The organism is Paraburkholderia xenovorans, from assembly GCF_046030735.1.
Taxonomy (GTDB): domain Bacteria; phylum Pseudomonadota; class Gammaproteobacteria; order Burkholderiales; family Burkholderiaceae; genus Paraburkholderia; species Paraburkholderia xenovorans_A.
This window is the reverse complement of sequence record NZ_JAQQBV010000056.1, coordinates 1-14,962: the sequence shown is the minus strand read 5'-3', so window position 1 is coordinate 14,962 and position 14,962 is coordinate 1. Positions and strand designations below refer to the sequence as shown.

The following is a 14,962-nucleotide window of genomic DNA, read 5'->3' as shown; positions in this document are numbered from 1 at the left end:
TTCGAATGAAGTTTGTATGCGGGATGCGACCGGCTATAGGGCCAATGCGCCGCGCGAGGGCGCTTGCGCACCATCGAGGTGCGCAAGCGCGATGCAGCAGTTTTGCAAGGCTGACGTAGGCATCTCGTGTCATCGGGCTAAACTTCGGCCTCATGCCTTCGCCTCGTGCTGGCGTGTGGCCTGATGAACGAATCGTCGCTTCATCGTCGAGAACGGCCAAGGCAACACCGTTATATCCACAGGAATAGACCGACAGACCGATGGAAATTGTCTTCACCGTATTGATTCTTTTGCTGGCCGTCGCCGCGTCCGGCGTCGTGACTCGCAGCTTGCCGTTTGCGTTGCCGTTGCCGCTCGTGCAGATCGCGATCGGTGCGTTGCTCGCGTGGCCGAAGCTCGAACTGCACGTCACGTTCGATCCGGAAATTTTCATGGTGCTGTTCATTCCGCCGCTGCTGTTCGCGGACGGCTGGCGTATTCCCAAGCGCGAACTGTTCATGGCGCGCCGCTCCGTGCTGATGCTCGCACTCGGGCTCGTCTTCATGACGGTGCTGGTGGTCGGCTATTTCGTGCATGAACTGGTGCCGTCGATCTCGCTGCCGGTCGCGTTTGCATTGGCCGCGGTCCTGTCACCCACCGACGCGGTCGCGCTCAGCGGCATCGTCGGCAAGGGCAAGATTCCCGGACGCCTGATGCACATCCTCGAAGGCGAAGCGTTGATGAACGACGCGTCCGGCCTCGTCGCGCTCAAGTTCGCGGTCGCGGCCGCGCTGACCGGCGTGTTCTCGCTGCGCGACGCGTCGATCAGCTTCGTGATCATCGCGGTGGGCGGACTCGCGACGGGCGCGGCGGTGAGCTGGCTGTTCAGCATCGCGACGCGCTTTCTGAGTCTCACCGATGAAGGCGATCCGGCGCCCGGCGTCGTGATGACACTGCTGATCCCGTTCGCCGCGTATCTGATCGCCGAACGTTTCGAACTGTCGGGCATCCTGGCCGCCGTGTCGGCCGGCATGATGATGAACTACGCGAGCATCGCGAACGCCGGCTCCGTGCAGTCACGCGTGCGCGCGAGCAGCACGTGGACGATGATCGAGTTCGTCTTCAACGGCATGGTGTTCATTTTGCTGGGCTTGCAGTTTCCGCATATCCTCGGCCGCGCGCTGCTCGACGCGCACGAAAGCGGCCACGCGCAGGAGTGGATACTGATCGGCTATATCGCCGCGGTGGCGGCCGCGTTGTACGCGATGCGCTTCGTGTGGGTCTGGCTGCTGCGCTGGTTTGCGAGCCGCGGCGCGGCGAAGCATGGCGTGGCGAACGCGGTGCCCGGTCTGCGCACGGTGACGGTCACGACGGTCGCCGGCGTGCGCGGCGCGGTGACGCTCGCGGGCGTATTGTCGTTGCCGGAAGCGTTGCCGGGCGGCGCGCCGCTGCCGGGGCGCGATATCGCGATTTTCATCGCGTCGGGCGTGATCCTGCTGTCGCTGCTGATCGCGGTCGTCGCGTTGCCGCTGTTGCTGCGCGGCTGGCGGCGCGGCAAGGACCCGCACGCGGCGGAAGAAGCGATGGCGCGCACGCTGGCCGCGCAAGCGGCGATTCGCGCCGTCGACGAGGTGCACGATATCGAATGCGAGAATCTGGACGAGTCCGAGTCCGCGTATGCAGCGGACGTCACCGCGCGCGTGATGGATCTGTATCGGCGCCGGCTCGCCGCACTCGACGACGAGCAGGAGCCGCGCGAGCTCGCACGCCGCGCGGACGCGCTGGAATTCCGCATGAAGCTGGCGGCGATGCGCGCCGAACGTAAGGCGCTGATCGCGTTGCGCACGAGTCAGCAGATCAACGACGAGACCTTGAACAAGCTGATGCGCGAAGTGGATCTGTCGGAGACGGCGCTAACTGCGCGGCGCAAATAACGCGCCGTCACCAGCTCGACACGCCACGACGCGGCGCGCGATCGTGGCACCCCTCGCCGATCAGGCCACCGGCCCTTGTACCGGCTTTCTTCTCAGCAGCGCGTAAAGAATGATCGCGCCGAACGTGGCGGTGCCGATGCCGCCCAACCCGAAGCCGCCGAGCTTCAACGAGAAATCGCCGGCTCCCAGCACGAGCGTCACGGCGGCAACGATCAGGTTGCGGTTGTCGGAGAAATCGACCTTGTTGACGACCCAGATGCGCGCGCCGGTCACCGCGATCAGGCCGAACACGACGATCGACACGCCGCCCAGCACCGGCCCCGGAATAGTCTGAATCACCGCGCCGAACTTCGGCGAAAAGCCGAGCACCAGCGCGATCAGCGCGGCGATCACGAACACCAGCGTCGAATAGATTTTGGTCACGGCCATCACGCCGATGTTTTCGGCGTACGTCGTCACACCCGTGCCGCCGGCAAATCCGGAGAGGACTGTGGCGAGGCCGTCGCCGAGAAAAGCGCGGCCGACGTAGCGGTCCAGGTTCTGCCCGGTCATCGCGCTCACCGCCTTGATATGGCCGAGGTTTTCAGCCACCAGGATCACGGCGATCGGCGCGAGCAGCGTCATCGCCTGCATATTGAAGACCGGCGCCGTGAAATGCGGCATGCCGAACCACGCGGCGTTCGCGACGATCGAAAAGTCGATCGGCTTGCCCATGCCGAGACCGTTCGTGACGATCGCGTAGATCACATAGGCCATCAGCAAACCGACGAGAATCAGCAGGCGCTGCAGCATCCCGCGCGCGAATACCGCCACCGCGCCGACGCACAGCACGGTGACGAGCGCCATCCACGAATCGAAGTTGCTGCCGCTCACGCCGTGCACCGCAATCGGCGCGAGATTCAGCCCGATCACGCAGACGATCGCGCCCGTCACGACCGGCGGCATCAACGTTTCGATCCACCGCGTGCCGACCGCCGACACGATCAGCCCGATGATCGCGTACACCACCCCGCACGCGATGATCCCGCCCAACGCGACAGGAATGTTCAGATTCGGACCGTGGCCGCCGTAGCCGGTCACCGCGATCACGAGACCGATGAACGCGAAGCTCGAACCGAGATAGCTCGGCACCCGGCCGCCCACCAGCACGAAGAACAACAGCGTGCCGATCCCCGACATGAAGATGCACAGATTCGGATCGAAGCCCATCAGCAACGGCGCGAGCACCGTCGAACCGAACATCGCGACGACGTGTTGCACGCCCATCGCGACCATCTGCGGCCACGCGAGCCGTTCGTCGGTGCCGACCACGCGGCCCTCTGCGGCGGTAGGCTGGACGCGCCAGCGGGGGAAGTAGGAATCGGCCATGTCGGGGGTTCTCCTCTGTCGGCGTTTTAGTGGACGGCATGGCGAGCGGGCCTCGGCCGCCGAAGTCGGCTATGAAGCCGGCTATAAAGCCGTCTGCGAATCAGGCGCGAGTGTACGGAGACGCATGAGGCGTGGCAAGGATGCGGCGCAGCATGGATTTCACGAGACCGCGGCACGACGCGCTTCCAGCGAGAACACCGTGACCGCGGCTTGCAACTGCCGCGCCTGATCCGCCATCGACGCCGCCGCGGCCGCCGCCTGTTCGACCAGCGCCGCGTTCTGCTGGGTCACGTCGTCCATCTGCGCGACCGCCCGGTTCACTTCCTCGATGCCGGTGCTTTGCTCCTGCGACGCCGACGAAATCTCACCCATGATGTCGGTCACGCGACGAACCGCATGCGTGACCTCGGCCATCGTCTGCCCGGCCCGTTCGGCCAGTTCGGCGCCGCTGCCCACGCGCGCGGTCGAGCTCTCGATCAGTTCCTTGATCTCCTTCGCCGAAATCGCGCTGCGCTGCGCGAGCGAACGCACTTCGCCCGCCACCACCGCGAAGCCGCGCCCCTGTTCGCCGGCGCGCGCCGCTTCGACCGCCGCGTTCAGCGCGAGAATGTTGGTCTGAAACGCGATCCCTTCGATCACCGCGATGATGTCGGTCATGCGCTTCGAACCCGCAGCCAGCTCGCGCATCGTTTCAACCACATCGCCGACGAGCGCGCTGCCTCGCGCCGCCACTTCCGATGCGCCGTGCGCGACGCCGCCCGCCTGCTGCGCGTTCTCGGCGTTCATCTTCACCGTCGACGTGAGTTCCTGCATGCTCGACGCGGTTTCCTGCAACGCGGCGGCCTGCTCCTCGGTGCGTTGCGACAGATCGGTGTTGCCCTGCGCGATTTCGCCCGACGCCGTCAGGATCGATTCGCTCGACTCGCTGATGCCCGACACGATGCCGGCCAGCCGCTCGCGCATGTTGCGCAGTGCGAACAGCATGCTGCCGCTGTCACCCGCGCGGGTTTCGACGCGCACGCCGAGATCGCCGCCGGCAATCCGGTTCGCGATGTGCATCGCGTAATCCGGTTCGCCGCCGAGTTGGCGCGACAGACGCCGCGCGATCACCGTGGCGAGCAACGTGCCCGCGACGATCGCGCCCAGCACCAGCACCAGCATCGCGATACGCATCTGCTGATAGTCGGCGCTGGCTTCGTGCTGCGCGTTAGTCGCTTGCTGGCGTCGATAGTCGATCAGCGCCGTGATGCGATCGCGTAGCGCCTCGCTCGACGCAATCGCGCGGCGTACCAGTTCGTTGTTGTCGACGCCGGCTGGAATCGGCTCGAGTCCGATCTGCTGGCGCACGATGCCTTCCCACACCGCCGATTTGCTCAGCACCGCGTCGAACATCTCGCGCCCCTTGCTGGTCGCGATGGTCGCGCGGTAGTGGTCGTACGCGCCGTGCATCTCCTTCAACGAGCCGACGATGCTGTCCTTCAGCGTCTGACGGCCGGCGTCGTCGGCTGCGTAGCCGAGATTCGCGGCGGCGAGGTCGGAGTCGATCTTGTGGCGATTCGCCTCTTCCATCCAGTAGAGGCCGTTCATGTGGCGCTCCGAGATTGTGTCGGCGATGTCGTGCATCGACGAAAGCGTAGTCAGCGCAGTGCCGCCGATCACGATGCAAAAGCCGATCACGACGGCAAACGCCAGCAGCAATTTCCTGAATACGGTCATGCGGTCGAACCACTTCATTTCATCATCCTTCACGAGTCCAGGCTGGACGCTTTCCCGCTGCGCCATCGCGACCTAGTTCGCGACTCGTCGAATCCGCAGCGACGCTCCCACTTCTTTTACGGCTGTCGCAACTCAGACTTGATGCGCTCAATGCCGGGCATAACCGGGACAGGATGATGTAAGCAATGCTTAGCGCTCGGGCGATTGGGATTTGTCTGATGGATGCGCGTGAGGTGCGCTTTTAGACTTTCTTTGCTGCGCGCTCATCCCTGCTTATGGCGCAAGCGATGTTTGTCAATGTTGTAACTCTCCGATTCACCGCTCACGCTTTCCGGCGTGAGCGGTTTTTTTTCGCCTAGGCGTTTGGCGCTGGGATTGAGGGGTGAGTTGCGAAAGCACTGGCCGCCAACTGCAATGAGTGATCGCACACGTCGTCGGGCCATGTCGCGACGATCGTGTCGAAGCGCGTCCGGTCGTCGGCATACAACGCGCGGGTGGCGTCCTCGTAGTTCGGCAGGTTGCCGGCCAGTGCGGTCATGAAGCGATACACCGATTCCTGTGCCGCCCGCTTGCGCGCCTTGTCGTCGCCGGCAAGACGCGCCGTTTCGACCAGCTTGCGCAGCGCGACCGAAGCGCCGCCGGACTGCGCGTTCAACCAGTCCCAATGACGCGGCAGCAACGTGACCTCTCTCGCCACCACGCCGAGTTTCGGACGACCGCGGCCGCGCGGAGCCTCGTCGTCGAGGGCAGCGGGTGATTGCGGGGATTGCTCCGCAGGTTCAGCAGCGCGTTCGGTTGCGGCAATGCGTTCGACGATCTGTTCCGGCGTGCCGCGCAGATCGAATTCAATCGGACGGCTGGTGACGTCGTCGAAAATCAGAACCGGCGCCTGTTCGCCGCGCGCCAGCAGGTCGCGGACTGCGAGCGCGACGTCAGACAACGTGCCCGAGGCGATGCGTCGATGTCCTTCGAAGGCGATGCAGGTAGCGGCGGACGAGGTCATGGCAAACTCCAAAGGTGAGAATTTGCCTGAATTATATCCGGGTATAAATTAAAAGCAATATATTACCCGGATAAAATAATGCACTCCGATCGCGGCGCCTTAGGAATAGACGGCCGACCGGCTCAATGCTGCGGCACGACTCGCGGCACATTGGAGTCCGCACGCGCCGCCACCGGATAACACAACACGCGATTGCGGCCGGCGTCCTTGGCTTCGTAGAGCGCCTCGTCGGCGGCGTTGACCAGCGCGCGACTGGTGGCGAACACTTGCCCGCCGGTGCACGCCAGACCGATGCTCACGGTCAGCACATGATGCGAACTCGCCACGTGCCGCAACTCGAGCGCCTGAATCGCCGCGCGAATCGTCTCGGCGACGACCGCCGCGGCCGCCGCATCGGTATCCGGCAGCAGCACCGCGAATTCCTCGCCGCCGTAGCGCGCCGCCGTGTCACCCGGCCGGCGCACGCTTTGCGAAATACAACGCGCGACGGCGATAAGCGCATCGTCGCCGGCGGAATGGCCGTACAGGTCGTTGAAACCCTTGAAGCTGTCCACATCGATCAGCAGCATCGACAGCGGCCATGCGTTGCGCTGCGCGCGGCGCCACTCGTTTTCCGCATGTTCCTCGAAGGTGCGCCGGTTGTTCAGGCCGGTGAGCCCGTCGGTACGCGCCAGTTCGCGCAACTCTTCCTCGGCCGCGCGGCGCTGGCGCAACTGCTGCGAGAACAGCACGGCAAGCGCGATGATCGTCACGTCCAGCGCGCCGATCAGCGAACCGATGAGCCATGCGCGATGCCGCCATTCGACGTAGATATCGTGCGTGGAAAGCGCGACGTCCAGAATCAGCGGATACATGTCGATATGGCGAAACGCATACCAACGCTCGACGCCGTCGATCGCCGCCGTGCCGAAGAAGTCGCCGCTCGGCTGCTGGGTAAAGCGCGAATAGTTCGCCGTGCCGGTCAGACTGCGGCCGATAACCTGTGGATCATAAGGACGCCGCATCAACATCGTGCCGTCGCTCAGCATCAGCGCCATCGAGCCGCCCGCGCCGAGATTCATCCCCGCGAACAGGCGGCGGAAGTACGCAAGGCGCAACGTGCCGACCACCACGCCGCCGAAGCTGCCGTCAGCGCGTGTGATGCGCCGGCTCAGCGCGATGCTGATTTCCGTTCCGCTCACTCTCGGAATGAACGGCCGGCTCACATACAAGCCCACATTCGGCGAGTCACGTTGAACCTTGAAGTATTCCCGATCGGCGAGATTGAGACGGCGCGCCGGATAGGCCTGCGAGTCGTACTGGATGGTGCCCGTTTCGTCGAGCACGAGGATCGAGCCCATGTCTTTCGCACTGGCCGCGCCGTCGAATAACACCATTTGACGAAGCGTGGGCGGCAGATCGCGGATGCCGGGTTGTTTGAGGCCGTCGATCGCCGCGCGCAGCGACAGATCGTAGATTTCCAGATTGCGCGACACGTCGCGCTCGACCAGCAGCGACACGTTGAAGACGGAATCCTGAGCACGCCGCAACGCGTCGTCGCGCATCTGCGCGAGCACCCACACTGCGATCGCGAGTATCGCGCTGGCTAGCACGATACTGATCGCAATCACGATGTTCGGTCGGTGCGTCACCATGGGCTTGTCGGTCAACCATGCGCGGGGCTACGCGCGTGAGGAAGATGGCGGCGTCCGGAACGCTCGCCCGCTAGACGGTAGCGTACCAGACGCCACCGCGCCTCAATGGCTTGAACAGACCGATTTTCGCGACGCAGCCCGACCGCAGGGTGCTCAGCCGACGTGCAGACCGGTTGCCGGCGCCGTGGCCTCGCGGCTGAGCGCATGGATATCGGCCACTTCGAGCACCGCCTTCGGGGCGCCGTGACGCGCAGCGGCCAGCATCGCGATGCCGATGTCCTCGGTACTCAGGATCTGTCTGGGGAACAGCGCGCGCAGCGTCGACAGGAAAGGCTTTGCCGCCGTATAGAAGAGCTGGTACGCGCGCGTTTTCGAACGCGCGCCGTAGAGCGGCTGGATCACACCGGGACGGAACAGGTAGACCGCCTTGAACGGCAGGCGCTGCAACGCGTTTTCGGTGCGACCTTTGACGCGCGCCCACATGCTGCGGCCACGTTCCGAGCTATCCGTACTCGCGCCCGACACGTAGACGAAAGTCATCTGCGGATTCAGGCGCGCGAGCGTTTGCGCGGCGGCCAGCGTCAGATCGTACGTGACGCGCGTGTAGGCGGCCTCGCTCATGCCCGCCGACGACACCCCGAGGCAGAAGAAACACGCGTCGAAGCCCTGCAGCGACGATTCGACCTCGCGATAGTCCATCAAATCCGGCAGGACCAGTTCGGTGAGACGCGGATCGAGCTGGCCGGTGCGAGTACGGCCGACGGTCTGGACCGCTTCGACGTCCGCCGCGCGCAGACATTCGCGCAAGACACCGTGGCCGACCATCCCGGTCGCGCCGAATATCAGAACCTTCATGCTGCATGCTCCATGGGTTGATCGTCAGTTAGCTCGCGGGTCGGCCTTCAGCCTGACCCGCGAGCGCGCATCAGGCTTTCGCGTCGACGCCGGGGAAAGCCGGCAGCGGCGACGGCGCGGTGAAATCGGTCGAGGCGCTGACCGCGCGCCACGCTTCTTCACTCGCCGCGCGCGCCTTGTCGGCTTCGCCGCAATAATGCAATGCGTCCGTGCCGAGCAGCAGATGCGCGGGCACTGCGTCATGGTAGGCGAGCTTCAGGACGACTTGCGCGACTTTCGCCGGGTCGCTCGCTTCCTGGCCGACATGCTGGGACAGCAGTTCCACGATTGCGCCGACCGACGGCACGTAATCCGGCAGCAGTTCCGGCGTGGCGCCGGACGCCTCGTTGCCCCATTCCGTCTTCATGCCGCCCGGTTCGAGCGCCGTAACCTGCACGCCGAATGGCGCGAGTTCCTGCCGGATCACTTCGGTGAAACCGCCGACCGCCCACTTCGCCGCCTGATAGGCGCTCAACCCGGCCATCCCGAGCCGCCCACCGACGGACGAAATCTGGATGATGTGCCCCGAGCGCTGCTGGCGCAGAACCGGCAGCGCCGCACGCGTCACGTTGACGACACCATAGAAGTTGGTATCGATCTGTGCGCGAAAATCGTCTTCGGTTGTTTGCTCGAACGGCACGAGGTGACCGAAACCCGCATTGTTGACGACCACGTCGAGACGGCCGAATGCATCGACCGCGCTCTGCACCGCGTTGCGCGCCGCCGCAGGATCCGTGACGTCCAGCGCGACAGCTCGAATCTGCTCGCCGTACTGCGCGACCAGATCCGCGAGACGCCCCGGATCGCGCGCCGTTGCCACCACACGCTCGCCAGCGCGCAGCGCCGCTTCGGCGATATCGCGCCCGAGTCCACGTGCGCTACCCGTTACCAACCAGACTTTTGCCATGCTGCTCTCCTTCAGAGTTTATTGAGCAAGTAATCACTCATTAACCGCGCAAAAAAATGGGCGGACCAAAAGCTTTGCTAATGCTGGGCGATCGCGTTCCAGAAAGCCTCGAATCCGGCACGCCGATAACGTTCTGCGTGCGCCGGTTCGCGCGCGATGAAATCCATCGTGGTTTCAGCGAGCGCCGCCATGATCGCCGACACGAAAGCCGGCGGATGGTCGCGCAACGTGCCGCTCGCGACACTCTCCTCGATCATCGCGTTGATGTCCGCGAACGACTGCATGCCGGTCGCGCGCGCGCTTTCCGTCAGGCGGTCCGAGACCACCAGTTGCGCCATCGCGCGGCGTTTTTGCGGCTGCGCCACGCCCCAGTCGACGAACTGATTCCACACGTGCTGCGCGCGCTCACGCGTGCTCGCGCGCATCGGATAGGTCGCCATCATCACTTCCCGTAAGTCAGCCTTGATGTCGAGATACAGCTCGTTTAGCAACGCATCCTTGTTGTCGAAGTACGTGAACAACGTGCCTTCCGCGACACCCGCCAGTTTCGCGATGCGCGACGTGGGCGCGCCCAGGCCCTGCTCCGCGATCACCTCGGTGGCGGCGGCAAGAATGGCGTTGCGTTTGTCTTCGCTTTTAGGACGGGCCATACAGATGAATCGGTTCGACGAGATGCGATTAATGAGTGATTGCTCAATCATATTGTGCGACGCGGAAATGTTCAAGCGTTTTTTTGCAGCTGGCGGTGTCGTTTATGCCATCTGATTCAAGTCATTGTTAGATATTTGTAATAATTTGATTCGAAACAATTTGCCATCTAGCGCTTAATTACATCGATCTACGCGCAAATTTGCATTTTCCGCGTTCATCGTGTGCAAGCTTCGTAGAGACATACCCCGAGTTGGCTTAAGTCACGGCAACTCGGGTCCGTTATCCGGTAAATGGGATACCCATTTTGTGCGCAGCGCGAGTCGAGCAGTTTTGATGTCGCGTTTCGAAACATTGCGGGTCGAACTGCGCGGGGCCGCCCGGGTGTTGGCGGTCATACAGACGCTCCCATGCCCGGACCTGAGAGTCCATTGCGAACGCAATCACGTTTCGTTATTGGAGAAAATCGTGACATTTAAGCAACTCACCATCAAGACCAAGCTCATTGCCGGCTTCGGCACCCTGTCGGTCATCGTCGTCGCGGTTTCCGGCCTTTCGCTGAAAGCGCTGAGCGATTCGACCGATGGCTTTTCGAACTTCGTGCATGGGATCAACGCGCGCGCCGACACGGCTGCGCTGGTACGCACCGCTGTCGACAGACGCGCGATCGCCGCGCGCAATCTCGTGCTCGTCACCAAACCTCAGGACCTCGAAATAGAAAAGGCCGACGTGACGCGCGCGCACGAGGACGTGCAAGCCGATTTGAAAAAACTCAACGACATGATTGCGAGCGCAACCGACACGTCGGAAAAGGCGCGCAGCCTCGTTGCCGAGATCAATCGGGTGGAATCGGCTTATGGACCGGTTGCGCTCGACATCGTCAATCTCGCGCTCACCAACAAGCGTGACGAAGCGATCGTCAAAATGGACGACCAGTGCCGGCCGCTGCTCGCCGCGCTGATTCGCGCGACCAACGCGTATGTCGACTACACGCATTCGCGCCAGGAGCAGATGATCAACGATTACGCCGCGCATTACGAGAACCAGCGCAATCTGCTGATCGCCATTTGCCTGATCGCGTTGGGCGTCGCGGTCGGCGCCTGCGTGCTGATCACGCGTGCGGTGACCGGGCCGCTTCGTTTCGCGATCGACGTCGCACGTACGGTGTCGGAGGGCGATCTGCGCACGCGCATCACCGTCGAAGGCAGCGACGAAACCAGCAGGCTGCTGGGCGCGTTACGCGAGATGAACGAACGGCTGACCGTGATCGTCGGACGCGTACGCGACAGCAGCACCAGCATCGCCGGTGCCGCGCGTCAGATCGCTGCGGGCAATATGGACTTGAGTCAGCGCACCGAGCAGCAGGCCGCATCGCTGCAGGAAACCGCGGCCAGCATGGAGGAACTCACGTCGACGGTGAAACAGAACGCCGACAACGCCCAGCAAGGCAGCACGCTCGCGGCGAATGCTTCGTCGGTTGCGCAAAAGGGCAGCCAGGTGGTGGGTCAGGTGGTCGACACCATGCACGAGATCAGCGACAGCTCGACGAAGATCGCGGACATCACCGGGATCATCGAAGGGATCGCTTTTCAGACGAACATCCTCGCGTTGAACGCGGCGGTGGAAGCGGCTCGCGCCGGTGAGCAGGGGCGTGGTTTTGCGGTCGTGGCGAGCGAAGTGCGAAGCCTTGCGCAACGGTCGTCGAGCGCGGCGAAGGAGATCAAGGATCTGATCGCGAATTCGGTCGGCAAGATTCGCGACGGATCGGCGCTGGCGGGTGAAGCAGGCAAGACAATGGCCGAAGTGACGCAGGCCGTTGCGCGCGTGACCGACATCATGGCGGAGATCGCGGCGGCATCGAATGAACAGAGCCGCGGGATCGAGCAGGTCAATCAGGCCATTACGCAGATGGACAACGTCACGCAGCAGAATGCGGCGCTGGTGGAGGAAGCGGCGGCGGCTTCGAGGTCGATGGAAGATCAGGGCGAGCAGTTGAATCAGGCGGTGGCGTTTTTTCAGATTGTGGATGGGAGGAGTGAGGCTGCGGCGGTGAGAAGTGCGGGCGCGCGGCGTGAGGGGGTGGGGGGAGCTGGTTCGGCTTCTGCCTCCTCTGTTGCGAAGCGGGTTGCGAACGTTGGTCGGGTTGCGCCGGTGCCTGTGCTGGCGACTGCCGCGGCGAGCGGCGAAGAGGGGTGGGATAAGTTTTGATGCGGGTGCGGGTGCGGGTGCGGGTGCTTATGCAGGAAATGCGAAAACCGGTGGGGAGCCGGTTTTCGCGCAGTTTGCTTTATCCGTATTGAACCAGACTAAATCTGACAGCGGTTACACGACCCACGGAAACGGAAAAGGGTTACAGGCAAAACACCTGTAACCCTTTCATATTTCGTGGTGGGAGGAGGAGGATCGAACTCCCGACCTTCGCATTGCGAATACGAACAAGTCGATGTTTCTTGAGATGAATTGGCATTGATTGAATCCTGCAAATATCTGAATTTAAACGATTATACAGCCACGACTCGCCCAGTCGATATTGATCGACATATCCTCTCTGCCGCATAATCTGGTTACACAGCAGTTACACGGGATTGTCGGCCAAGATAAGGAGGTCAGGTGGCGAAGGTAAATTTCACTGCGGCTCGCGTCGATGCACATCGCTGCGGCGAGGGTAAATCGCAGTCGTTCCTCTGGGACAGCAAGACGCCAGGGCTGGGTTTGCGTGCCACTCCGGGGGGCACCAAGGCCTACATCTTCCAAGGGAGGATTTTTGGCTCGACGGTGCGGATCAGAATCGGCGATCCGAAAAGTTGGACTATCGATCAGGCGCAGGAGCGAGCACGAAGCCTCCAAACGCTTATCGACAGCGGCATCGATCCGCGAGAGCACCAGGCAGAGCAGAAGGCAGCGCATGAAGCTCGGCAGGCTGCCAGGCACCGCCAGGATGTAACGGTCGGCGAAGCTTGGGAACACTACCTCGAGCATCTTCGCACGAAGATTTCGCCGAAAACGAAAAAGCCGCGGTCGGAGCGATACATCATCGACCATATCAACCTTTCGTCTCTTGGCGGCGGCATCGCCAAAAGGGGCGGTAAAGAAAAAGTACGCGGCCCGCTAGCACCGCTAATGACGCGCAGGTTGACCGAGATCACTGTAACGACAATGGCCGAATGGCTTGAGGCCGAAATACCCCGGGGACCAACGAATGCCGGCCATGCCTTCGGTCTTTTCAAGGCGTTCATCCGGTGGTGCGACACTCACGAGACGTACGCGGGGATCATCCCCCAAGACGCGTATGCTTCGCCAAAGGTCAAGGGCATTCTCCCTCGCAGCGCCGCAAAGGACGACTGCCTGCAGCGCGAGCAGCTGCCCGTTTGGTTTAGCGCGGTACGTGGTATCGCGAATCCAGTCATCGGCACATACCTACAAGGCCTTCTGATCACTGGAGCCCGTCGGGAGGAGCTAGCCGCATTGCGGTGGGAAGACGTGGACTTCCGGTGGCGGAGCCTGACGATGAACGACAAAGTGGAAGGTACCGGCGGTCGGACTATTCCGCTCACTCCATACTTAGCAAGCCTATTGTTGAACCTTCAACGACTGAACGAGATCCCTCCCAACAAACGCCAGATCGTGCGTCTCGCACAGAGGGGCGAGCAGTGGGAACCGTCCGAGTGGGTGTTCGCCAGCAAGACCTCGTCGGATGGGAAGATTGCTGAGCCGCGTCATGCGCATAATCGCGCGTTGGCGCCGACAGGTTTGCCGCACCTTTCGCTGCATGGCCTGCGCCGATCATTCGGCACACTGTCGGAGTGGGTGGAGGTTCCGGTCGGCGTTGTCGCCCAAATCCAAGGGCATAGGCCGTCCGCAATTGCGGAGAAACACTACCGCCGTCGCCCTCTCGACCTGCTACGCATGTGGCATGACAAGATTGAGGTGTGGATGCTCGAGCAGGCGAAGATCAAGTTTCAGCCTTGAAGCACTGCACGGTTCGCCTTTCCAGCCACTGTTTCCGAGGTGAAGAGGCACACCTCGGATACGCTACGCCCCGAGGTTGCCATAATGTTCTTCGGGGCTGCAATAAAAGCGGAGGATCGAACTCCGGACCGCAATATTAGTGACCATCCCCGAATAGAGGAGCCGAAGATGCCCCCAAAAGTGCCCCCAACTATGTCTCGCTGCCCCAACTTATCCACCACGCCTGGGGCACATCGAACATGCACATACGCGCGCCCGATCGCCCGGACGTGTGCGGGGAACACTGACTCACTGACCAACAGGTGTGGTCGAAGGCACGTCGTATTGGTTGTCAGATAGCTCCGATCTCAGGCGATGATCGAGCAGAACGTGCAAGATGTCGCGCATTTTTTGCTGGGTAGCGACGATTCGCCCTTGGGTGTCAAACTGGATACCCCAATCACGGAGTCCGTTGATCTCGCGAAGACGGGCCATGTAATCAGGATTCTGGTAGTAGCCACGAGCCTTGATCACCGCCATGCGGCGCAAGTGCGTAGCGTTTTGGCCGATGAAGGCGTCAAAAACGGCGAAATCGGCGATAGCGGCTGAAAAGCCTTGCTCTTGCTTCAGTTCTGCATATGCCTCTTCGTAGGTATCTTTGTGATTCAGCAAAGATTCAAACGCAGGTTTGCTGCTCATGAGAACGCTTTCTCTCACAACGAAGAAGTCAAAACTTCGGGAAATGCTAAATGACGGGTTATCCATGATATCGAGGCCCGCCTCAGTGAAGAAGATATTCATCATGCCCTTCTTCTTTCGGGTTCCCCAGTCCGCATTTGCCTTCTTGACACAATAGATCATCGCGTCACCGTGGCGCAGACGAAGAACGTACCCAGCAGCGTTATTAAGCTGCTTCACGTTCTTTACCAAA

At 62.2% G+C, this 14,962-nt stretch carries 11 protein-coding genes; 3 read left to right on the top strand and 8 right to left on the bottom strand.

Annotation, left to right across the window (positions count from 1 at the left end):
- Positions 1-260: 260 nt before the first annotated feature.
- The gene (locus tag PQQ51_RS32250) at positions 261-1,913 is read left to right on the top strand and encodes a Na+/H+ antiporter (protein ID WP_408501250.1); all 1,653 of its coding nucleotides are present in this window, start codon (positions 261-263) and stop codon (positions 1,911-1,913) included.
- A 60-nt stretch (positions 1,914-1,973) separates the two neighbouring features.
- Here PQQ51_RS32250 and PQQ51_RS32245 read toward each other — a convergent pair whose 3' ends face one another.
- From PQQ51_RS32245 to PQQ51_RS32215, 7 genes are all read right to left on the bottom strand, one after another.
- Complete coding sequence (locus tag PQQ51_RS32245; RefSeq protein ID WP_408501249.1) at positions 1,974-3,281, bottom strand: solute carrier family 23 protein; 1,308 nt, start codon at positions 3,279-3,281, stop codon at positions 1,974-1,976.
- A gap of 159 nt (positions 3,282-3,440) precedes the next feature.
- Positions 3,441-5,015: a methyl-accepting chemotaxis protein gene (locus tag PQQ51_RS32240; RefSeq protein WP_408501248.1), complete on the bottom strand. Its 1,575-nt coding sequence runs from the start codon at positions 5,013-5,015 to the stop codon at positions 3,441-3,443.
- Positions 5,016-5,352: 337 nt separating this feature from the next.
- Complete coding sequence (locus PQQ51_RS32235; protein WP_408501247.1) at positions 5,353-6,000, bottom strand: DUF2239 family protein; 648 nt, start codon at positions 5,998-6,000, stop codon at positions 5,353-5,355.
- A gap of 122 nt (positions 6,001-6,122) precedes the next feature.
- Complete coding sequence (locus tag PQQ51_RS32230) at positions 6,123-7,634, bottom strand: sensor domain-containing diguanylate cyclase (protein ID WP_408501246.1); 1,512 nt, start codon at positions 7,632-7,634, stop codon at positions 6,123-6,125.
- A gap of 153 nt (positions 7,635-7,787) precedes the next feature.
- Complete coding sequence (locus PQQ51_RS32225; protein ID WP_408501245.1) at positions 7,788-8,489, bottom strand: NAD-dependent epimerase/dehydratase family protein; 702 nt, start codon at positions 8,487-8,489, stop codon at positions 7,788-7,790.
- 70 nt (positions 8,490-8,559) lie between these two features.
- Positions 8,560-9,435 carry an SDR family NAD(P)-dependent oxidoreductase gene (locus PQQ51_RS32220; RefSeq protein ID WP_408501244.1) on the bottom strand — a complete coding sequence of 292 codons (876 nt, stop codon included), beginning with the start codon at positions 9,433-9,435 and terminating at the stop codon, positions 8,560-8,562.
- A 77-nt stretch (positions 9,436-9,512) separates the two neighbouring features.
- Positions 9,513-10,085 carry a TetR/AcrR family transcriptional regulator gene (locus PQQ51_RS32215; protein ID WP_408501243.1) on the bottom strand — a complete coding sequence of 191 codons (573 nt, stop codon included), beginning with the start codon at positions 10,083-10,085 and terminating at the stop codon, positions 9,513-9,515.
- Positions 10,086-10,551: 466 nt separating this feature from the next.
- On the opposite strand from PQQ51_RS32215, the gene PQQ51_RS32210 reads away from it, so the two are divergent.
- Together PQQ51_RS32210 and PQQ51_RS32205 are read left to right on the top strand one after the other, a co-directional pair.
- On the top strand, positions 10,552-12,291 hold the full coding sequence (locus PQQ51_RS32210) for a methyl-accepting chemotaxis protein (RefSeq protein ID WP_408501242.1): 1,740 nt from the start codon (positions 10,552-10,554) through the stop codon (positions 12,289-12,291).
- 402 nt (positions 12,292-12,693) lie between these two features.
- Positions 12,694-14,052: a tyrosine-type recombinase/integrase gene (locus PQQ51_RS32205; protein WP_408501241.1), complete on the top strand. Its 1,359-nt coding sequence runs from the start codon at positions 12,694-12,696 to the stop codon at positions 14,050-14,052.
- A gap of 288 nt (positions 14,053-14,340) precedes the next feature.
- On the opposite strand, the gene PQQ51_RS32200 is transcribed toward PQQ51_RS32205, so the two are convergent.
- Positions 14,341-14,962: Kiwa anti-phage protein KwaB-like domain-containing protein (locus PQQ51_RS32200; protein ID WP_408501240.1), on the bottom strand; the 622-nt coding region annotated here is incomplete at its 5' end.